The organism is Pseudovibrio sp. FO-BEG1 (genome assembly GCF_000236645.1).
Lineage (GTDB): Bacteria > Pseudomonadota > Alphaproteobacteria > Rhizobiales > Stappiaceae > Pseudovibrio.
Window position 1 is genome coordinate 1,048,121 of sequence record NC_016642.1, and the last position, 19,405, is coordinate 1,067,525.

Consider the following 19,405-nt stretch of genomic DNA (forward strand, 5'->3'; position numbering starts at 1 on the left):
CCAAGCACTTGCGATTGCAGTGAATTAAGGGTTAAGCCGCCTCGCTCTCGCGGGTGAGCGCAGCAGCCACCTTCGCAATTCTGCCACCAAGTGCCTTCGCGGTATCTTTGTCTGCCTGTGGCGGAACCACCTCGGGCCCTTCATCAGCATTGGCTTGTGCCATCACACCCAATGTGCTGCCAAGGCGATTGAGATCTTCTTCAGACCCCTTACTGCTGTTGTTGCCCGGCATCAGATCCAGCCCGACCCAGATCATGCCATGCTGTGCAGCAAACACGCTCAGCTGCGTCAGTGTGCCCAGCTTATCACCACTGCGAGAGGCTGAAACCGTGAAAGCACCAGCAATTTTGTCCACCCAGCCACGCTCCATCCAAACCTTGGAGGACGCATCCATAAAGGCCTTAAACGGTGCGCTCGCGCTGCCCATGTAAGTTGGAGAGCCAAAGATAAGGGCGTCCGCCGCCGCCAGCTTTTCCCAGTTCACCTCATCCAGCTCAGCAACGGACATCAGCTCCGCGTCTGCGCCAGCATCTAGCGCACCTTGCTGTACGGCTTCCGCTAAAACCTGCGTGTGGCCATAACCACTGTGATAAACAACAATCACCTTGCTCATCGCATTTCCTTTTCTGCACTGTAAGATCGACAGAACCGGTTTATTCAGCTACTAAGTATTCGTCTAATGCATGTAGGGTATAGTAAGTATGCGTCAGGTGAATTTGCGTGGAGTGGATCTGAACCTTCTCGTCATTCTGGAGAAGCTTCTGGAAACGAAACATGTCTCGTTGGCAGCAACGCAACTGCATATGAGCCAACCAGCTGTCAGCCGCGCTCTACAGCGCCTGCGTGAGTTGCTAAATGATCCTTTGCTGGTACGCATTGCTGGAGATTATGAGCTGACGGAAAGAGCCGCCGAAATCCAAAGGCTGCTCCCATCCGCTCTGGCAACTATCCAGGACGTAATCGCAAAGCCGGAGTTTGACCCGGCAACAGCGAAAGAGACCATTCGCTTTTCTGGCCCTGAGTTGGAGGTGAACCTCTACGGCCCACCTCTTCTGAAACGGATGAAGCAGGCAGCTCCGGGTATGAAGCTGGAGCTGAAGAGCAATATCCGCAATCAGTTTGAGCCGCTGGAAAATGGAGAAGCTCACTTTGTCCTCTCGGGTCAGGAGCCAAATGCAGCCACAAGTCAGCTTCACCGCATCTCGCTGGGCCGTTTTAGCTACGTCTGCCTGATGAGTAAGGACCATCCGCTCACAGGCAAACCAATCTCGCTGGATGACTATCTCGCTCAAGACCATATCTCGGTCATGATCACCGGCTCAGGCCAAAGCATCATTGATGACAAGCTGGCCGCAATGGGCCGCAAACGAAACGTCGCCGTAAAAATCGGCAGCTTCTTCGCCGCCATGCACTTCTGCGGCCAAACCGACCTGCTCTTCCTTGTGCCTTCAATCTTCGACAAGAAAATCTACGAGGGCCACAACACCATAGCCGCGCCAGTGCCGGACTTCCTGAAAGACCACCACCAGGAATTCTTCCTCTACTGGCACGAACGCTATCACCACGACCCCATGATCCAATGGACTCGCACCCTCATGAAAGAAACCACGAGGCAGTATCGGTAGTTGAAGATTGTGTTTTGAGAAGACTTCGGCAAGTTCGCTTAGAAGCTTTGCTTCCCACTCAAATTGACATGCAAAAACAGACCGATCTATCGTGAAGTTCCATTTGAGCTGCTAGTCATCTTGTCGAGGACGGCCAAAACTTTTTAGAAAGACCTATTCATGAAAAAGAACATTTTGATCATTGGTGGAACATCTGGCGTCGGTCTCGAACTGGCAAAGCACTATGCGACTGAAGGACATACTGTTTGTGTTACTGGGCGCAAGCAGCCAAATCTTGAAGGTGTAACTTTCCAGAACCTCGCAATGAACCATGATCCAGTTCAGCTTGGGCAGGACATTGATCGGGTCTTGGACAGCTTTGAACCTGTCCATACACTCGTTTATGCAGCCGGTTTTCTGCAAAGGGGCCATATTGATGAACTTGAAGATGACGATCTGAGTGCAATGGTGAATGTTGGTTTGCTGGCCCCGATGCTGCTGATCCAGCGGCTCAAGAAAAGATCCGACTTTCCTCTCAAGATAATGCTGATCACGTCCAGCTCTCAATACACCCCTCGCGAGTTGGAGCCTGCCTATTGCGCGACCAAGTCAGGCTTGGGCATGTTGGGAGCATCGTTAGTGAGAGATCAAAGCTTGGGAAAGGTTCTCGTGGCAGCTCCTTCAGGCATTAGAACATCTTTCTGGGACAACACGAATGAAGACACCACTACGATGTTGGATCCCAAATGGGTTGCTGATCAGATCGTCGCGTGTTCAAGCGGTAGCTTCAAATACAAGTATGCAAAGCTTCTTCGAAATCCTGCACGAGTAGAGATTGTTGAATGTCTGGACAATGACATGGCACCATTCACGGATGACATCAAAGAAGCTCACCTCGTCTGATAGCCATCATGGAACACAACATCATCCTCATCAAACCGGATCAGGAAAAGCACGAGTGGTTTACTGAGAGCATTCAGGATGATCTGGTGCAGAACAGCTTTGAGATTGTTGCAGTGGCCTCAAAGCAATTGTCGGAAGCTGAGTTCAAGAAGTGCTTTATTTGCAAGAACTCAGAGCATTTGGAATATATGACCAGTGGCCCGACAACCGCACTGCTTTTCAAGGGCCACTCTGCTGTGAGCTTTGGGCGTAATTACAAGTACAAGGTCCGGAAACAGTACGCTACCGGTAAACTCCGCAACATCTTGCACTCAACTGAGCCGGGAAATGAGTTTGTCGTTCAGTTTGAGCTCTTTTTTCCAACCTTGAACATTGATGATCATCATCAGTTTACTGATCAGGGTGTCGTATTTGATTGCCTGGATCAGAGGAAACTGGAGGAGCTTTCAAAACTAAGCAGCTTCAATCTGATTGCTGCTGATGAAGAACAAGCAGGCTCGGCTCAATTTCGGGTAATATCCAGCTTAAACAACTGCAGATATGTTGCCGTTCGTGACGCTCTGCAGCCAAACGCCGAGATATTGCGGTTTCGACGTAAGAATGCTTGCCTTTCAGACAATGCATCAGAAGTGAAAGTCCTATTACTGAAGGACTTGAGCAATCATCCAACCTTGATCAAGCCTCTGCAAGAGAAGCACAAATTTCAAGGAGTCGTCTGTTACAAACCAAACTTCACTCTACTGGAAACAGAGATGCTTCGCACGGCGATCTTTGAGAATGGTTTGTTCTGTGTCGGAGGCAGCTTTGGGGAGAAAACCCCTGGATTCATAAGAGCATCTCAGGAGATTGCCGCGCAGCTTGATGCAGCGTTTGATGGCAGCTGACCACTACCCATTCGACACAAACTTCAGCCCCACGATTGCGGCGATGAGGAGGGCGATGAAGAAGAGGCGAAGGAAGGTGACGGGCTCGCCGAAGAGAAAGATGCCAAGGATTGCGATGCCGGACGCGCCGATGCCAGTCCAGACGGCGTAGGCCGTGCCGATGGGGATAGAGGCCATCGCTCTGGTCAGGAAGTAGAGCGACAGGAAAGCTGTGATGACAAAAGCGATGGTGTAGAGCGGTCTGGTGAAGCCCTCAGAGAGCTTGAGGCAGATGGCAAAAGCCATTTCAAACATGCCTGCAATGATGAGCCAGATCCACGCCATTCAGTTGCCTCCAACACAACTATGATAGTTCCAGATTAGAAAAAAACTTAAAACACAAGCTTACAGCACGCCATCAATGCAAGGGAGATTTACCTTTGCTTTGCTGAGGTTGATTGTGCCCTCCTTCCACCCAGCGACGCGTTGCTTTGGCAATACGGGCGCCATAAGCGAAAGCTGTGTCACGGTCGGACTGCGGTGGAGCAACCTCCGGCCCTTCATCCATATTGGCCTGCGCTGCTGCGCCATAGTACACGCCGAGGCGATTGAGGTCGTCATTGCTGCCGAAGCTGTAATTGTTGCCGGGAGGCATGCCAAGGCTCACCCAGATCATACCATGCTGGGCAGCAAAGGTCGCCATTTGAAGGAAGACGTTGAGCCGGTCACCGCTCATGGAACCGGAAACGCTGAAGCCCCCGGCAATCTTGTTGATCCAGCCCTGTTTGTACCAAACGGTGGCAGAGGCATCCATGAAGAATTTGAAGGGAGCGGCAACACCGCCCATGTAGGTTGGGGTGCCGAATACGATGGCATCGGCGGCTTCCAGAGTGCCCCAGTCTGTGTCTTCATACTCGCTGACAGGCACAAAGGTAACGGTCACACCATTTTCACGAGCACCGCGTGCGATCGCATGTGCCAGCGCCTCGGTGTGTCCGTTGGCAGAAAAGAAGGCGATTGCCACCAGAATGTCTTTTGACATGGGCTGCTACTCTTCAAGACCTGTCAGAATAGTGGTCTATTTGCAGCCAAACGCCTTTCAGCCACTCTAAGAAAGCTGGGGCAGATTTAGATGTGCTCGATTAAAATTCTTCGAGCACACCTTGGAGAACCTAGGATTTCTGGTAGGCACCGCTGGAATAGTGCAGCTCGTAGGAATGGCTGTAGATCTCCAGAATATTGCCGAACGGATCTTCCATGTAGATCATGCGATAAGGCTTCTCACCCGGATAATAATAGCGTGGCTCCTTCATGCGGCGCTTGCCGCCAGCGGCCTCAATCTTGGCTGCCAGACCTTCCACATCCGGGTCTTGAACACAGTAATGGAAGATGCCGGTCTTCCAGTATTCGAAGTTGTTCTCAGGGCTTTCATTCTGAGCAAACTCAAAGAGCTCAACGCCAATGCCATCGCTGGTGGATAGGTGAGCAATTTTGAAGCTCTTCCAGCCTTTACCAAACACGTCGGTGCACATCTCGCCAATTGCGCTGTCGTCTTCAACAATTTCGCTTGGCTCCATGATGATGTACCAGCCCATCACATCACGATAGAACTTCACCGCAGCTTCCACATCAGGAACAGAAAGACCAATGTGGGAGAAACGTCTTGGATAAGGGGCGGACATAACAGACCTCGCTACGCTAATCTCAATAGGCGGAATGCCTTGAACACGTTGGATGTAGCAAGTCTGTGAGAAAATCAGAAATTATCATTTATTAGTTTTATGATAATTTAATGTTATGTATGTTGGGGCCATGCTAAACTCCCAATGGCTCAGAACCTTCGTCAAATTAACCGAAACTGGTCACTTCACACAGACAGCCAATCAACTCGGCATGACGCAGCCGGGCGTCAGCCAGCATCTGAAAAAGCTGGAGCAGCAGATCGGAGCGCCGCTGATTACGAAGATCGGCAAGGGCTTTGAGCTGACACGGGAAGGGGAACTTCTGTTGAGCTTCGCGCTCACAGCCGAAAGGCAGGAGGCAGAACTTCGGGAAGCTATTCAGCAGGATGACCCAAACACCGGCGAAATCCGCATTGCGTGCTCCGGTTCCATGGCGCTCTATCTCTACCCAAAGCTACTCACACACCAGAACCGCCATCCCGGTTTAACGCTGAAGGTCGAAGTCGCTCCAAACCATCGTAGCCTTCAGCTGTTGCAAAGCAACGAGATGGATCTCTGTGTAGTCACCCAGCAAGCACAACATTCAATGTTGGAACAGAAGCACATCGGCAACGAGCCTCTCTGCCTTGTTGTGCCAGCAGATTTCAAAGGAAGAGCAGTTTCCTTTGAAGACCTGCAAAAACTGGGTTTCATTGATCATCCGGACGGCCAGCATTATGCAGAGCGCTTGCTGACGCCGAATTTTGAGGAGATGGCATCTGCTACGGGTGATCTACGGGTGACTGGCTATATCAACCAACTCAGCCAGATCCTCGTGCCTGTCGCGCAAGGGCTGGGGTACACAGTCCTGCCCAAAACTGCCGTGCGAAGCTTTGAGGCGCAGCAGAAAATCAGAATTCTGGAACTGAAAGAACCCGTCAGCGATCCGCTATACCTGACGGTGAAGAAGCATCGCCCTCTACCTGCTCGGTATGATTGGTTTCACCAGGAGATCGCAGAATTATGCGGGCAAATGAGTGGCAGCTAGGCTCCTGCATCAGAAGCCTAACCACTAGATTAAATCAACGCTGGGCGAGTTCGGCCACCGCTGCGATCATGCGGTCCAGATCTTCAGGACGCGACAGGCGATGATCGCCGTCTTTCACCAAAGTCAGCACCACATCGTTATGGGCCATGCCTTCAACAATGCGCAAAGCATGCTGCCACGGCACAGCGTCATCTTTCTGGCCTTGCAGAATGATGGTCTTGCAGTTGGTGATGATTGGTTCGCCGAGCAACAGGTTCTTTCTGCCGTCTTCGATCAGGTCACGCGTGATGATGTAAGGGCTGTCTTCATACTCGGAAGGACGCTCGAAGCGGCCTTTCTCCATGATCTCCTGCTTGATCTCATCAGTGAACTCATGCTTCCACATCAGCTCCTCGGTAAAATCAGGAGCAGGTGCAATCAGCACCATGCCAGAGAGGGAGCCTTCCATCTCTTCTGAAGCTTCATGGAGTGCTTTGGCCAGCAGCAAAGCCATCCAGCCGCCCATGGAAGAACCGATGACAACAGTCGGGCCTTTGCAGAACTGCTTAAACACAGCCACAGCTTCTTCCAGCCAAAGGGAAATGGTGCCATCAACAAACTCACCGCCGGATTCGCCGTGACCGGAGTAATCCATGCGGGTGCAAGTCAGGCCCTTCTTTTCAGCCCATTCTGCAAGCACTTCTGCCTTTGTGCCAAGCATGTCGGATTTGAAGCCGGAAAGCCAAAGAACACCCGGCGCACCGCGTTCATCATGGCGCACTGCAATTTGCCGCGCACTGTCTCCTTTGCCAACGCTGATGAATTGCGGTAAGTCAGCACTCATTCATAACCTCCAAACGCTTATCGGCTTATAGTGGCCGGCAACTGTTTGGAAACCTGATTATCGTGCTTCCGCGCGTGCCTGCCTTTCATTTGGGCGAGCATAGTTGGATGCCGCTCAAAAAACATAGAGAAATGTCCAAAGTGCCAACCATTTTGCAAATTGTCCCCGACCTTCAAACCGGCGGAGCCGAGCGCACCACAGTGGATGTGGCGGAGGCGATCGTCAACGAAGGCTGGAATAGCCTTGTGATCTCGCAGGGTGGACGCATGGTTCCTGAGTTGGAAGCAACCGGCGCCGTGCACTTTGAACTGCCAGTGAAGTCCAAAAACCCATGGACGATGTGGCGCAACTCTTATCTGATTGAGCGCATCTGTCAGCAGAACCGGGTTGATCTGGTGCACGCCAGATCCCGTGCTCCTGCATGGTCCGCTTTGTGGGCAGCACACCGCCTAAACATTCCTTATGTCACCACCTATCACGGCATCTACAAGGAAACGAACAAGTTCAAGGCCTTCTACAATTCCTCCATGACCCGAGCAGACAAAGTGATCGCCAACTCACGCTTTACTGCAGATTTGGTCGAAAAACGTGATCCACGCACTAAGGGTAAGACCTCGGTTATCTATCGCGGGCCAGACGTTGAATCCTTTAATCGAGACAACATCAGCGATGAGCGCGTGACAGATCTACGCGCCCGCTGGGGTGTTTCCGACAACCGCCGCGTTGTTATGAACCTTGCGCGCCTGACCGAATGGAAAGGCCAGCGGGTCCTGATTGAAGCCACTCGCCAGCTGATCGAGCGCGGTGGTTATGATGATGTTCTGGTGGTTCTGGCTGGTGATGATCAGGGCCGCGAAGCCTATCGTCAGTCTCTGGAGTTGCAGATTGCAGAATCCGAGTTGATCGAACACGTGCGCATCGTTGGCCATTGTTCTGATGTACCGGCAGCACTCGCGATTGCAGATGCTTCTGTCGTGGCCTCCATTGAGGCGGAAGCCTTTGGTCGTGCAGCTGTTGAAGCACAGGCCGCAGGTGTGCCGATTATCGTTTCTAACATCGGTGCTGTGCCGGAAACCGTGCTCGTGCCGCCAATCGTGAAAGCTGAAGAGCGTACCGGTTGGCATTTTGAGAATGGCAATGCAGAAGAGCTTTGTGATCTCATGGCGCAAGCGCTGGATATGAGTGAAGAAGAGCGGGCAAAACTGACCAAGCGCGCTCATGATCATGTCGAGCGATCCTTCACAAAACAGGCCATGTGCTCAGCCACACTAAACGTTTACCGGGAGCTGTTACCAACAGACAGCTAACTGGTTGTAAATGTCGCGTCAGAACCTACAAAACTAGTGTTGACTTACGTGGCATTTTTCCTGATTCTAGCGACGCAGCGAAAATGATGTTCTTGGGAAGTGTTTCTCGACTTGACGAAACAGTTGGAACGAGTCATTGAACTGCAATCAAATATTCGCAAGTTCGGCAGTCTAAAGAGGAGATACTCACATTCGCCGTCCGTTTCGCGCACCGCCACCCACTAAGGAAGGGCCGCGCACCAATAAAGAGATTCGCGTTCGCGAAGTGCAGCTGATCAACGCCGAAGGTGAGAACCTCGGCCCAACTCCAACCGAAGAAGCCCTCGCAATGGCGGTGGAACAAGGTTTGGATCTGGTCGAAATTGCTCCGAACAGTCAACCACCTGTTTGTAAGATTCTGGACTATGGTCGTTACAAGTACCAAGCTCAGAAGAAAGCTGCTGAAGCACGCAAAAAACAGAAGATCGTTGAGATCAAAGAAATCAAGATGCGTCCAAACATCGACACTCATGATTATGAAGTGAAGATGAGAAACATGATGCGTTTCTTTGAGAGCGGAGACAAGGTGAAGGTAACCTTGCGCTTCCGTGGCCGTGAAATGGCTCACCAAGATCTCGGCATGAAGCTTCTGCTTAAGGTGAAGGAAGAGACCCAAGATATCGCGAAGGTCGAATCCCATCCTAAGCTGGAAGGTCGCCAGATGATGATGGTGTTAGCACCTATTTCTCGTTAATAGGCTCAGGTTGAAGCGCTCCAGCTTGGTTTCTGTGTAGCTACTCAACCGAAGCCCCAGAGAATTTTGAGATTACCCGGCACAGCGTGTCGGGTATTTTCATTTGGGGCAACGAAACACGGTTGGAGCACATGGACAACGAGCTGGCTACACACCAAAAGCGCATGCAGGCGCTGGTGGACTACACTGCAACCTCCTTTGAAACACCATATCCCACGCCCTTCGGTGGCGCTCTGTATGGCTCAGACGGAACCTTGCTTGCACAGGCCTACAACAGAATGGTCCGCGAATGCGACCCCAGCAGCCACGGTGAACTCAACGCCATTCGCGAAGCCTGTAAGAAATACAAAACCCGCAGCTTTCCTGGCAGTATCCTCTATGCCACTTCAGAACCCTGTCCAATGTGCATGACAGCAACCATCAGCATCGGCGTGGAAACGCTGGTCTTTGGTGCTTTCACAAATGAGGATGCAATCAACTTCTGGCCACAGGAGATGGACTTGCGCGCGCGCGATATCGCTGAGCACGTGATCATGCGCCCAAAGATCGAGATCATCGAAGGGGTTGAGCGTGATGCCTGTCGGCAGCTCTTTACTGACTGTGCAAGTACCATGATCAAACTCGGTATTCGCATCTGACGAGCAAACCTCGCGAAACTAAAGATCGGGGAGGGGCGTGATGACAGAAAGCGAACTGGAGCTGCACCATCAGCGCATGAGAGAGCTGATTGCTTATACTGCGACTTCGCTGGAGACACCCTACCCATCGCCATTTGGCTGTGCTGTCTACTCCGCAGAAGGTGAGCTTCTGGCGCAGGCCTATGATTCCGTGATCAAGGATTGCGATCCTACCTGCCATGGCGAGATCAACGCCATTCGGCTCGCCAGTGAGGCCAGCAAAGCCCGTAGCTTTCCGGGCGGCATCCTCTACAGCACGTGTGAGCCTTGCGCTATGTGTATGGCCGCCACCATCTGGGCCGGTTTTGATACTCTGGTGTTCGGCGCCTACACCAATGAAGATGCCACAAACTTTTGGCCGCAGGAAATGAGCCTGCGGGCCAAAGACCTGGCTGCAAGCATGGTTCAGCGACCTGAAATAGTAATTTTTGAAGGTGTTGAGCGTCAGGCCTGCCAGCAACTCTTTACGGATTATGGCCGTGCACTTAAAAGGCTTGGCATCAGGATCTGAAGAGCCGAAAACACCCGGCAACACCATAGTCATGCACACTCTGGCAAGGGCAAGGGTGTAAACTGGTTGAACTCTGGCTATTCGAGCCGAGTTTAACGGGAATCTTCTTGCATTCCCACGCTGGCAGTTTTATAAGGCCGCGTTCAAAGTCGCCCGGCGGTATTCTGCCTCCTATAATTTATAGGAATTAAGACGGAAATACAGGGCATGCCGTGGCGGCTTCTGATGCATCCATTGCAAATTTTTGATCGGTTCGCTGATCATCACAAGAAAGGACGCAAAATGCCCAAGTTGAAGACGAAGTCTGGAGCCAAAAAGCGCTTCAAACTGACCGCGACTGGCAAAGTTAAATGTGCTCAGGCTGGCAAGCGCCACGGCATGATCAAACGCACGAACAAGTTCATCCGTAACGCACGTGGTACCACCACTCTGTGTGATGCAGATGCTCGTATCGTGAAAAAATATCTGCCTTACGGCTAAGCCTTAAAGCTGAGACCAGGAGACAACCATGTCACGTGTAAAAAGAGGCGTTACCGCCCACGCTCGTCATAAAAAAGTTATTAAGGCAGCCAAAGGTTACTACGGCCGTCGTAAGAACACCATCCGCGTTGCTAAGCAGGCAGTCGAGAAAGCGGCACAGTACGCTTACCGCGACCGCAAGGCTCGCAAGCGCAACTTCCGTGCACTCTGGATCCAGCGTATCAACGCTGCGACCCGTGAACACGGCATGACCTACGGCCGCTTCATCGATGGCTTGAACAAAGCTGGCATCGAAGTTGACCGTAAGGTTCTTTCTGACCTGGCAATCAACCAGCCTGACGCATTCAAGGCTCTGGTTGAAAAAGCACAGGCTGCTGTAGCTTAATTGCTAAAGCAGGAAGCAGAAGCTTTTTAAAAGGCAGGTTCCGAGAGGAGCCTGCTTTTTTTGTTGTCCGGCCAGAGCCTCCTCCCTATCTTGGTTCCTTGATAAATGAGGGGAGAGGGAACATGGTCACTGGCAAATGCGAATGCGGTAAAGTTCAGTTTCAGGTGGAAGCAGTGAGAGACAGCGTCACGGTCTGTCACTGTAGCCAATGTAGGCGTACAAGCGGCCACGTCTGGGCCTCCACAGTAGCTCCAGAAAGTGCCGTTACCTTCACAGTTGATGATGGACTTGAATGGTACGCTTCCTCAGATTTTGCAAAGCGTGGTTTCTGCAAGGGATGCGGATCGAGCCTGTTCTATAAAATTCATGCGGAAGACTACATCGCTATCGCAGCCGGTTGTTTGGATGAACCAAACGACCTGCACATCGGCAAGCATATCTTCGTCAAAGACAAAGGTAGCTATTACGAGATCACCGATGATGCGCCTCAGATCCAACGGTTCTGATTACAGGCAATGTTTGCCATTCCGATCCTGCTCGATAAAACCGTGATACCTGCGGTGTTTGAAAGTACCAGTGAAAGTGCCCCAAATCGCAAATGAAACAGCTGATAGAATGTTGCCAAACGACTCGGGCCTGTCCATTCACTTGATCACGCAGGCCACTCGAGCCACGTTTACGGACATGTACTTCCATCAAACCTTCCTGTCGTTCATTCATAAGGGAACGAAGAAGGTAATCTGTCCGCATAATGGCGAGTTGATCGGTTCGGAGGGCGATCTCTTCATCTTTCCTCCCGGTTCTATCATCAGCCTCGAGAACAGGCCACTTGTAGATGCCGATTATCAGGCAGATGGCGTCAGCATTGCCAATGCGCTGATAGATGCAGTGTATGCAGACCAACCGGTAACTCCAACAGCTACAGGGATCCAGGTGGTGCGTGGAAAAGAGCATAAGCCGGAAGACGTGCTTGCCCTCATGAAAGAGACACTGGCAAACACCTCTCTACCAGAAGCCTTAAGGCAGCACCGACTGTTGGAGCCGCTCATCTGGCTACGCCATATCGGCGTACACTTGTCAAAGCCCGACACAGACAACCCTCTGAGCAAGGTGCGCAGCCTCATCGAAACTGACTTGAGCTACGCATGGCGTGCGACCGACGTTGCCAGTCATTTTGCGATGAGTGAGGCGACCTTCCGCCGGTGGCTTGCCAAGTCCGGGCACGGCTTCGCAAAGGTTCTGCTCCATACTCGTTTGGAAAAAGGTCTGGCCTTGTTGCAATCCACGCATGAACCAATCTCGAACGTTGCGCTGGATTGCGGGTTTAATACCCCCTCTCATTTCTCTGAGGCTTTCAAAAAACGCTTTGGAATTCGTCCGAAAGAGATCAGATCGAGAGAGGTTTGATCGAAATCCGATAGTTTATGAGTGGCTCGTGAAAGCGTAACTTTTCAAAGCAACCTATAGCTGGAACATGTTCAACGCCCCAAGCCACTGGAGAAAACATGTTCCGGAAACCACTCATAACCGCTCTGGCCATCGCAGCTTCTTTTGCATCTGCCGCTCAAGCGCAAGATTTTAAGCTCACCAGCACGTCCATTGCTGAAGGTCAGCAGCTCACGAACCAGTTTGTTTACAACGGGTTCGGATGCACCGGAGGCAACCTCTCACCGCAACTCAGCTGGTCCAACGCGCCAGAAGGCACCAAAAGCTTCGCTCTAACTGCGTATGATCCGGATGCACCAACAGGTTCAGGATGGTGGCACTGGAATGTGGTGAACATCCCAGCCTCAACAAACTCATTTGAAGAAGGGGCAAGTGGCAACAAAACTTTGCCTGCTGGCTCAATGGAAATCACCAACGACTACGGTGCGAAAGGCTTTGGCGGTGCCTGCCCTCCGGCAGGTGAGGTACACCGCTACGTCTTCACCATCCATGCACTTGGTGTGCCGGCGCTGGATCTTCCTGAGAACCCAAGCAACGCACTGGTCGGCTATATGATTGGTGCGAACACACTTCAGACTTCCAAGATCACAGCCGTCTTCAGCCACTAAAAGCTCAGCTTTCGCTAGTGTGACAATCACAAAATGAGACCCTTCGGGAGGCATCTCCCGAAGGGAAATATCGTTCAAGCTGGAAAGACAGCTTAGCCAATCACACCATTGTCGTCACGCTTGATCACGATAACGGAGGAGCGAGGCAGCTTTCCGCCGTCAGGCCAGTTGCCACCTGGATGCTGAATACCCACAAACATGCTGCGGCGATCAGCAGACCATGTCAGACCAGTCACTTCGGCCCCTTTCGGGCCTGTCATGAAGCGGGCGATCTCACCCGTCACAGGATCACCAACCAGCATCTGGTTGTTGCCCATGCCAGCAAAGTCACCTTCATTGCTGTCGCTGCCATCCGTCTGGATCCACACAAGCCCATTCTCGTCAAAGCCCATGCCATCTGGAGAGTTGAACATGTTGCCCGCATTCACGTTCTCAGAACCAGCCTTAGGTCCTTCATGAACGGTTGGGTTACCAGCCATCACATAGAGATCCCAATCAAACGTGTCTGAGGCATGATCCTCATTGTGAGGACGCCAACGCACGATCTGGCCGTACTTGTTGGTCTCACGTGGGTTCGGGCCGTTGACAGAGGTGTCATCTCCACCTGCATTAGGCTTCACACCGCGGTTCTTATTGTTGGTCAGGCAGCAATATGCTTCAACTGCATTCGGATTAGCTGAAATCCACTCAGGACGATCCATGGTGGTCGCGCCAACAGCAGAACCAGCAATACGACTGAAGATCGCGATGTTGGCTGCATCCATGCCTGTTGTGTCTGGTGTCAGAGCCAACCATTCGCCTGTCTGATCATCATTGAACTTGGCAACATACAGCGTACCATCATCCAGCAAACCATCAGTTGGCTGACCCGGCGCATAAACACCGTTGGAGACAAAGCGGTACATGAACTCACCGCGCTCATCATCGCCCATGTAAACAACAACGCGGCCATCTGGTGCTAAAACAGCCTCTGCATTCTCGTGCTTGAAGCGGCCTAGTGCAGTGCGTTTGACAGGTGTTGAGTTTGGATCTGTCGGATCAATCTCAACCACCCAACCTGCACGATGAGGCTCATTCGGGTTTTTCGCAATGTCAAAGCGCTCATCGAACTTGTGGTAGTCGTAGTTATAGCCGATATCCGTGACGCCATAGCGCTTGTAACCCGCATCAACCCCGTCCATGCGCTCTATAGGAGCTGTATCGGTTGCACCGAAATAACCGTTGAAGTTCTCTTCGCAGGTCAGATAAGTGCCCCATGGTGTCTTGCCAGAACCACAGTTGTTGAAGGTGCCAAGAGACTGCGTGCCTGAAGGATCAGCCGTAGTTTGCAGTAAAGGATGACCAGCAGCCGGTCCGGCAAGTGTCATCGGCGTGTTGTGTGTGATGCGGCGATTGAACGAGCTGTTCTTCACGATAGACCAACCACCATCGCCTTCTTCCACTTCAATAACCACAACACCCTGAAGGTGCTGCAGTTTCAGAACGTCATTAGCGTTCTTGGGCGCACCGTCTTCATTCTGAGGCAGGTTGATCCGGCGGTTGGCATACTCATGGTTGATCGCCAGCAACTGCTTACCCTGATACTGGAAGCTCTCCATGCCGTCGGTGTTCTCACCAAAGACTTTGTCAGCACCTGCCGCTGAGCCGCCGGTTTCATGATTGAACTCTTCAGCACCATCCACCAGAGCGTCGCCCCAGCGAGCTAGGATCTTCCAGTTGTATCCTTCTGGCACATGAACAGTTGCATCAGTGAATGTCGGAATTGGCTGGAAGGCAAAACGCGAAACCGAAGCCTTCGCCTCAGATGCCGAAAGACCAAGCACACCTGTGCCCATCACCGCTGCGCCTGAGCCAAATGCCAGCACACCACCCAGAAAACCGCGGCGCGAAATTGCGCGCTCAACAACGCGGTCAAATTCATTCTCTTCAGCACGAGGGAAGTTCAACTCATCCCACTCATCTGCCGTGAGTTCATTCGTCAAATCATTAGCCATTAGAAATATCCCGTAGAAGAAGGTGAGCGCACACTAAGGCGCCTGCATGACAACTTTACGAAACAATCAATCCTATAAAATACTGCAGATGTAATATGAGTATTGTTTTCATGTTATTGGGGTTGTAGGGGTGCAATATAGATCTAATGAGTGTCAGTTGTCTAACTTGCTGTGATCGCTATATATTGTTCCGTTATTCTAATTTTAGATGAGAAAATACTGCAAAATGTGACCAAGATACTTGGCTTGATTAAGGGGTTCTATGAAAACTCAGTGAGTTGACGTCCAACGCTATACGGCTCAACAGGAAATTTCCAAACCCTATAAACCGCAGCGTCGATTACCGCAGTTTTCACAGCCAATAAATTTTCTGAGTAAAAACTTAGTGGCCTATGGCTCAATCACCTTTTGCAGGCAGATGCTCTGGGTGTTCTTGTAACCTTGTGCCTCATAAAAGCTCGCGACCTGGCTGTTACCTCCACGTACAAGCAGGTTAACTTTCCAGATGCCTCGTTCGCGCAACCAGTCTTCTGCAGCAGCTGTAATAGCTTTGCCTAACCCTTTGCCCTGATGATCCGGATGTGTGCTGACATAATAAAACCAGCCGCGATGCCCATCCTCTCCGCACATGATGCTGGCGACAATCATGCCGTCCAGTTCTCCGACAAGAACAGTTGAGTGTTCGCCCTCAAGTGCTTTTGCAATATCCCGAACCGGATCATTCCATTCACGAAAGACGCCAGCAGCCTTCCAAAGAGCAATAACCGTGTCCTGATCGGACAGATGCATTTCACGACAAATCATATGCACCGCGCATAGTAGTTAGAAAATAGAAATTTAATCACAGGATGTTTTATGATTATCCTTTGTAATCCAATAACTTGCAATAGAGGAGAGGATTAATAACAAGGTTAATAAACTATAAGTAAAACTATGAAAACCTTTGCGCGATTGAGAGGTTTTTGACATGGCTTTTTTTAAGCGTAACACACAATTGCTTGCTGAAACTGCTGCAAACGACCAAGGAGAAGTAATCGGTCAGTCTGCTGAAGTGGAAATCATAGAACCTAAGAGTTCCATAGATAGTGCACGCTTGTTTGGCGAACTGGATGCGCTGGCGTTGGATATGGCCTCAGCTGCGGGAGAGCTGGATGCCGTCAACAACACTGCAGGCGCTCTGAAAACAGCCATGGAAAGCCTTCAGGAAGCTTCTGGACGCGTTGTTGAGAGTAATCGGGAGGTAAGCTCAGCCGTTGAGCAGACAGCAGAGCAGACGACCAATGCCCGCGATACCATGTCCAAGTCTCAGGAAGTGGTGACGGACGCACTCGCCAACATCAACAGTCTGTCGACAACCATCAGCAACATCAATCGCCAACTGGAAGGCCTCCAGGCCTCGTTTGCGAATGTACGACAGTTCTCCAGTTCCATTGATGCCATCGCCCGTCAAACCAATCTTCTGGCCCTCAACGCAACAATTGAGGCAGCTCGTGCAGGCGAGGCCGGCAAAGGCTTTGCCGTGGTTGCCAGCGAAGTGAAGGCGCTTGCCACGCAAACTACAGTCGCGACTGAGCAAATTGACCAAACCATCCTTCAGCTCGGCAAAGAAGCAGATACTCTGGTGGATCTCGGTAAGGGCGCACTTGATACAGTAGCGACTGCTGAAAACGGCACACAGTCCATCAACGATCTCTTCCACGAGCTGGAAGCGATGGTCGATAACATCTCTGCCAACACAGAATCCATCCGCATCGCCTGTGCAAACAATGACGCAGATACAGACGAACTGCTGCGCAATCGCGATGAAATGGTCGGTGTGGTCTCCGCCAATGCTGAAAGCATCGAACAGGTTTCCGGCCAGATGCTAGGAACGTCACAAACTGCCGATGCTCTTCTGGCTGAAGTTGCCGTTGAACATGGCGACAATCTCAATCAGCAGATGATCGAATACGCCAAGGATGCTGCGGGCAAAACCATGGAAGCCTTTGAAGGTGAGGTGGATGCGGGCCGCATTTCAATCAACGATCTCTTCGACTTCAACTATACCCCGATTGAAGGCTCAAACCCCGTCCAGTTCATGGCATCCTTCACGCAAATGACTGACAAGGTGTTGCCTGACATTCAAGAGCCAGTCAAAGATCTGGATCCACATATCATCTTCTGCGCTGCTCTGGATAAAAACGCTTATCTGCCAACGCACAGCAAAGAGTATTCCAAGCCTCAGGGCAACGACCCGGTCTGGAACGCCGCCAATTGCCGCAACCGCAGAATGTTTGACGACCGTGCTGGCCTGAATGCAAGCAAGAACACGAAAGAGTACAGCCTGCAAACCTATCGCCGGGATATGGGCGGCGGAAAGATTATGATGATCAAACTCGTCTCAGCCCCCATCTGGATCAAAGGCCGCCACTGGGGTAACACCCTCATCGCTTTCAATGCGTGATGTTGTTCTAAAAATCACATGGCTGTCGAAAATGGCAGCCATGGAATCAACGCGAATAAGCTAAAAAGATTATTGCGAAAGCACACCTTGTGCTTCAAGTACATGACTGAGTTGTGAACTCATTGCATGGTCAGTATCTGTGGTCCGCTGAAGCACCATGCATTGATAGGCTCGCGAGGCTCAGGCCTTGTGCTTAGGATGAAATTCAGCCATTAACCTACGGATAAACGCAAGTGTTTCATATACTTTTGTAGAGCTGGGGAGCAATAAGCTTGTTGGGATGTATATATATCACTTACATTCGTGAGCTTCATTGAGCCTTCGTACATAGGAGAGTGGTGAAGGATCTTCTCTAATCCACCGTGATAAGTTTTATACTCTGCACCGTTATCGTGATATGCCTGCCTATTAAGCTCTTCTTCAACACGAAACTTGAAATCCTGAAAAAACTTGAAGTGCAGCATGCCCCCCCAATCATCGGCAAGCCTGGTTCTGATATCTAGTTCATGCGTACCCCATAACTCGGAATATGTTGGGTTCCATCTGATAAGTGGTACTTTCATTAGCTGAGGGCATTGCTTTCTCAAAAAGCGCTTAAGCCGTCTTTCAATGTAGTTTCGAAAAGGGAGCTTTTGGTGAACTCGTGCGGGTGCAAGATATAGATTTCGCAATAGACTTATTGGCAAGACTTCACGTCTTTTAGGGGGAATCCCAAAAAGGCGTCCTCTAATGCCTCCGCGAATTTCAAAACGTGGTCCTTTAAATTCTAGTGAAGCCTGTGTCGCCCAAGTTGATGTCGTGTCGAAGTAAGGACATGCAGACAGAAATGGATCACCTTGTCTGTAGTCAACATCAACCAGTGGCTTGTCGGAGTACATGTCGATCAGCGGGGCTATTACGCCCTCTGCACCAACACTGTCCCAATAAGTTGTCAGGTCAGTCAGTTTGATTTCTGGCCATCTTGGATAAACGAACTGCTCGTCAGTATCCGCCAGAATAGTCCAGCGATCGGTGCAATACTCATTTAAAATGGCGAGCAGCCAGTTTCGTTTGAACTGCTTATAGAGTTTGCTGGTGTGAAACCGCGTAACGTCTGGCTGTGTTTCCAGAAAAGCTGCTGTATCGTCAGTGGAGTCATTATCGACAACGAAGATATGACTTGCCCCAATACTCCGGTAATGCTCCAGAAAAAAGGGCAATCTCAACATCTCATTACGGGCTCTCGTGATAACGATGATCCCATCTTCCGGCAAACTGATTTTGGGAAACTCATCAAAATCAAAAAGATCGCGAACACTCGTCACTGCACCTGCCCACCAGTTGAGTGATTGGGTCGCTAAAAAACAAAAGCCCCACACTCGTTCCTCTTGTTGAGAGGTGAGTGTAGGGCTGTGTTATTGGAGCGTCTTCCCTTGAATTGGGAGGGGCTTACAGTTCGCCGCGGATCACGTAGCGCAGCAGGTCAACCACCTGATCTGGATCTTCGGCCACCGCCAGGGCTGCGGCGTCTACTTCCTTCAGTGGGTGCGTCAGTGCCGGATCGTGCAGTACGATGATGCTTTTGCCCAGAGCTGAAGCGAAGCCTGCGTCAAAGGCAGCATTCCATTGGCGGTACTTGTCGCCAAAGCGCACCACAACGATATCTGCTTCAGAAAGCAGTGTCCGGGTGCGGATGGCATTGACCTTCGCACCCTTGTGGTCCCGCCAGAAATTGCTTTCTTCAGCGCCCAAAATCTCGACGCCGCAATCATCGCTGGCTTCGTGATCAGTCACGGCACTGTCGAAATGAACAGGCAGGCCTGCATCTGCCGCACCATGTTCAATTCGCTCTCTCCAATCGGTGTGGATCTCACCTGAAAGATAAACACGCCACGTTTTCATCGGCTCGCCTTCCCCTAAGAATCTGCATTTGCCTGCAA

The 19,405-nt window shown here is 51.1% G+C and carries 23 protein-coding genes; 14 read left to right on the top strand and 9 right to left on the bottom strand.

All coding sequences use genetic code 11. From position 1 onward, the window contains the following. Window positions 1-31: 31 nt before the first annotated feature. Complete coding sequence (locus PSE_RS04850) at window positions 32-613, bottom strand: flavodoxin family protein (protein WP_014283834.1); 582 nt, start codon at window positions 611-613, stop codon at window positions 32-34. An 88-nt stretch (window positions 614-701) separates the two neighbouring features. On the opposite strand from PSE_RS04850, the gene PSE_RS04855 reads away from it, so the two are divergent. The 3 genes from PSE_RS04855 (at window position 702) to PSE_RS04865 (ending at window position 3,391) form a co-directional block, all read left to right on the top strand. Further along, on the top strand, window positions 702-1,625 hold the full coding sequence (locus PSE_RS04855) for a LysR family transcriptional regulator (RefSeq protein WP_014283835.1): 924 nt from the start codon (window positions 702-704) through the stop codon (window positions 1,623-1,625). Window positions 1,626-1,784: 159 nt separating this feature from the next. After that, entirely contained in the window at window positions 1,785-2,507 is a 723-nt protein-coding gene (locus tag PSE_RS04860) for an SDR family oxidoreductase (protein WP_014283836.1), read from the top strand. An 8-nt stretch (window positions 2,508-2,515) separates the two neighbouring features. Beyond that, on the top strand, window positions 2,516-3,391 hold the full coding sequence (locus PSE_RS04865; RefSeq protein WP_014283837.1) for a nucleoside-diphosphate kinase: 876 nt from the start codon (window positions 2,516-2,518) through the stop codon (window positions 3,389-3,391). A gap of 3 nt (window positions 3,392-3,394) precedes the next feature. Here the strand turns inward: PSE_RS04865 and PSE_RS04870 are convergent, their stop codons facing one another. The 3 genes from PSE_RS04870 to PSE_RS04880 all read right to left on the bottom strand — a co-directional run bounded on the left by PSE_RS04870 (window position 3,395) and on the right by PSE_RS04880 (window position 5,052). Continuing rightward, window positions 3,395-3,715, bottom strand: coding sequence for a multidrug efflux SMR transporter (locus PSE_RS04870; RefSeq protein WP_014283838.1), 321 nt, complete (start codon window positions 3,713-3,715; stop codon window positions 3,395-3,397). 73 nt (window positions 3,716-3,788) lie between these two features. Beyond that, a complete protein-coding gene (locus PSE_RS04875) occupies window positions 3,789-4,412 on the bottom strand; it encodes a flavodoxin family protein (protein ID WP_014283839.1) in 624 nt (207 codons plus the stop codon). 130 nt (window positions 4,413-4,542) lie between these two features. Then, complete coding sequence (locus PSE_RS04880) at window positions 4,543-5,052, bottom strand: lactoylglutathione lyase family protein (RefSeq protein ID WP_008553135.1); 510 nt, start codon at window positions 5,050-5,052, stop codon at window positions 4,543-4,545. A 130-nt stretch (window positions 5,053-5,182) separates the two neighbouring features. Between PSE_RS04880 and PSE_RS04885 the strand changes: the two genes are divergently transcribed. Next, window positions 5,183-6,079: a LysR family transcriptional regulator gene (locus PSE_RS04885; RefSeq protein WP_208998088.1), complete on the top strand. Its 897-nt coding sequence runs from the start codon at window positions 5,183-5,185 to the stop codon at window positions 6,077-6,079. 34 nt (window positions 6,080-6,113) lie between these two features. Here PSE_RS04885 and PSE_RS04890 read toward each other — a convergent pair whose 3' ends face one another. Then, window positions 6,114-6,902, bottom strand: a complete 789-nt coding sequence (locus tag PSE_RS04890) for a carboxylesterase (protein ID WP_014283841.1) — start codon at window positions 6,900-6,902, stop codon at window positions 6,114-6,116. A gap of 131 nt (window positions 6,903-7,033) precedes the next feature. Between PSE_RS04890 and PSE_RS04895 the strand changes: the two genes are divergently transcribed. From PSE_RS04895 to PSE_RS04935, 9 genes are all read left to right on the top strand, one after another. Continuing rightward, a complete protein-coding gene (locus PSE_RS04895; protein ID WP_244421350.1) occupies window positions 7,034-8,209 on the top strand; it encodes a glycosyltransferase family 4 protein in 1,176 nt (391 codons plus the stop codon). Between the two features lie 190 nt (window positions 8,210-8,399). Next, entirely contained in the window at window positions 8,400-8,942 is a 543-nt protein-coding gene (gene infC / locus PSE_RS04900) for a translation initiation factor IF-3 (RefSeq protein ID WP_083417159.1), read from the top strand. 86 nt (window positions 8,943-9,028) lie between these two features. After that, window positions 9,029-9,580, top strand: coding sequence for a nucleoside deaminase (locus tag PSE_RS04905; RefSeq protein ID WP_014283843.1), 552 nt, complete (start codon window positions 9,029-9,031; stop codon window positions 9,578-9,580). 40 nt (window positions 9,581-9,620) lie between these two features. Then, window positions 9,621-10,130: a nucleoside deaminase gene (locus tag PSE_RS26630; RefSeq protein ID WP_051125879.1), complete on the top strand. Its 510-nt coding sequence runs from the start codon at window positions 9,621-9,623 to the stop codon at window positions 10,128-10,130. Between the two features lie 282 nt (window positions 10,131-10,412). Further along, complete coding sequence (gene rpmI / locus PSE_RS04915; RefSeq protein WP_008553139.1) at window positions 10,413-10,610, top strand: 50S ribosomal protein L35; 198 nt, start codon at window positions 10,413-10,415, stop codon at window positions 10,608-10,610. A gap of 28 nt (window positions 10,611-10,638) precedes the next feature. Beyond that, on the top strand, window positions 10,639-10,995 hold the full coding sequence (rplT, locus tag PSE_RS04920; RefSeq protein WP_008553032.1) for a 50S ribosomal protein L20: 357 nt from the start codon (window positions 10,639-10,641) through the stop codon (window positions 10,993-10,995). Window positions 10,996-11,117: 122 nt separating this feature from the next. Next, entirely contained in the window at window positions 11,118-11,501 is a 384-nt protein-coding gene (locus tag PSE_RS04925) for a GFA family protein (RefSeq protein ID WP_041767993.1), read from the top strand. Between the two features lie 109 nt (window positions 11,502-11,610). After that, on the top strand, window positions 11,611-12,402 hold the full coding sequence (locus tag PSE_RS04930) for an AraC family transcriptional regulator (RefSeq protein WP_041767994.1): 792 nt from the start codon (window positions 11,611-11,613) through the stop codon (window positions 12,400-12,402). 98 nt (window positions 12,403-12,500) lie between these two features. Continuing rightward, entirely contained in the window at window positions 12,501-13,049 is a 549-nt protein-coding gene (locus PSE_RS04935; RefSeq protein WP_014283848.1) for a YbhB/YbcL family Raf kinase inhibitor-like protein, read from the top strand. A 92-nt stretch (window positions 13,050-13,141) separates the two neighbouring features. On the opposite strand, the gene PSE_RS04940 is transcribed toward PSE_RS04935, so the two are convergent. Both PSE_RS04940 and PSE_RS04945 read right to left on the bottom strand, forming a co-directional pair. After that, on the bottom strand, window positions 13,142-15,043 hold the full coding sequence (locus PSE_RS04940; RefSeq protein ID WP_014283849.1) for a PhoX family phosphatase: 1,902 nt from the start codon (window positions 15,041-15,043) through the stop codon (window positions 13,142-13,144). A 390-nt stretch (window positions 15,044-15,433) separates the two neighbouring features. After that, complete coding sequence (locus PSE_RS04945; RefSeq protein WP_041767996.1) at window positions 15,434-15,847, bottom strand: GNAT family acetyltransferase; 414 nt, start codon at window positions 15,845-15,847, stop codon at window positions 15,434-15,436. A 163-nt stretch (window positions 15,848-16,010) separates the two neighbouring features. On the opposite strand from PSE_RS04945, the gene PSE_RS04950 reads away from it, so the two are divergent. After that, window positions 16,011-17,486: a methyl-accepting chemotaxis protein gene (locus PSE_RS04950; protein ID WP_041767998.1), complete on the top strand. Its 1,476-nt coding sequence runs from the start codon at window positions 16,011-16,013 to the stop codon at window positions 17,484-17,486. 212 nt (window positions 17,487-17,698) lie between these two features. On the opposite strand, the gene PSE_RS04955 is transcribed toward PSE_RS04950, so the two are convergent. Then, the gene (locus PSE_RS04955; RefSeq protein ID WP_014283852.1) at window positions 17,699-18,844 is read right to left on the bottom strand and encodes a glycosyltransferase family 2 protein; all 1,146 of its coding nucleotides are present in this window, start codon (window positions 18,842-18,844) and stop codon (window positions 17,699-17,701) included. Window positions 18,845-18,914: 70 nt separating this feature from the next. Further along, window positions 18,915-19,367, bottom strand: a complete 453-nt coding sequence (locus tag PSE_RS04960; protein ID WP_008553094.1) for a YtoQ family protein — start codon at window positions 19,365-19,367, stop codon at window positions 18,915-18,917. Window positions 19,368-19,405: the final 38 nt, after the last annotated feature.

Bases quoted from the DNA above. Each gene is read 5' to 3' on its own strand.
- PSE_RS04850 (WP_014283834.1), bottom strand. From the start codon at position 613: ATGAGCAAGGTGATTGTTGTTTATCACAGTGGTTATGGCCACACGCAG.
- PSE_RS04890 (WP_014283841.1), bottom strand. From the start codon at position 6,902: ATGAGTGCTGACTTACCGCAATTCATCAGCGTTGGCAAAGGAGACAGT.
- PSE_RS04925 (WP_041767993.1), top strand. From the start codon at position 11,118: ATGGTCACTGGCAAATGCGAATGCGGTAAAGTTCAGTTTCAGGTGGAA.
- PSE_RS04940 (WP_014283849.1), bottom strand. From the start codon at position 15,043: ATGGCTAATGATTTGACGAATGAACTCACGGCAGATGAGTGGGATGAG.
- PSE_RS04880 (WP_008553135.1), bottom strand. From the start codon at position 5,052: ATGTCCGCCCCTTATCCAAGACGTTTCTCCCACATTGGTCTTTCTGTT.
- PSE_RS04935 (WP_014283848.1), top strand. From the start codon at position 12,501: ATGTTCCGGAAACCACTCATAACCGCTCTGGCCATCGCAGCTTCTTTT.
- PSE_RS04885 (WP_208998088.1), top strand. From the start codon at position 5,183: ATGCTAAACTCCCAATGGCTCAGAACCTTCGTCAAATTAACCGAAACT.
- PSE_RS04930 (WP_041767994.1), top strand. From the start codon at position 11,611: ATGTTGCCAAACGACTCGGGCCTGTCCATTCACTTGATCACGCAGGCC.
- PSE_RS04870 (WP_014283838.1), bottom strand. From the start codon at position 3,715: ATGGCGTGGATCTGGCTCATCATTGCAGGCATGTTTGAAATGGCTTTT.
- rplT (WP_008553032.1), top strand. From the start codon at position 10,639: ATGTCACGTGTAAAAAGAGGCGTTACCGCCCACGCTCGTCATAAAAAA.
- rpmI (WP_008553139.1), top strand. From the start codon at position 10,413: ATGCCCAAGTTGAAGACGAAGTCTGGAGCCAAAAAGCGCTTCAAACTG.
- PSE_RS04895 (WP_244421350.1), top strand. From the start codon at position 7,034: ATGTCCAAAGTGCCAACCATTTTGCAAATTGTCCCCGACCTTCAAACC.
- PSE_RS04950 (WP_041767998.1), top strand. From the start codon at position 16,011: ATGGCTTTTTTTAAGCGTAACACACAATTGCTTGCTGAAACTGCTGCA.
- PSE_RS04960 (WP_008553094.1), bottom strand. From the start codon at position 19,367: ATGAAAACGTGGCGTGTTTATCTTTCAGGTGAGATCCACACCGATTGG.
- PSE_RS04945 (WP_041767996.1), bottom strand. From the start codon at position 15,847: ATGATTTGTCGTGAAATGCATCTGTCCGATCAGGACACGGTTATTGCT.
- PSE_RS04855 (WP_014283835.1), top strand. From the start codon at position 702: ATGCGTCAGGTGAATTTGCGTGGAGTGGATCTGAACCTTCTCGTCATT.
- PSE_RS04875 (WP_014283839.1), bottom strand. From the start codon at position 4,412: ATGTCAAAAGACATTCTGGTGGCAATCGCCTTCTTTTCTGCCAACGGA.
- PSE_RS04860 (WP_014283836.1), top strand. From the start codon at position 1,785: ATGAAAAAGAACATTTTGATCATTGGTGGAACATCTGGCGTCGGTCTC.
- PSE_RS04865 (WP_014283837.1), top strand. From the start codon at position 2,516: ATGGAACACAACATCATCCTCATCAAACCGGATCAGGAAAAGCACGAG.
- PSE_RS26630 (WP_051125879.1), top strand. From the start codon at position 9,621: ATGACAGAAAGCGAACTGGAGCTGCACCATCAGCGCATGAGAGAGCTG.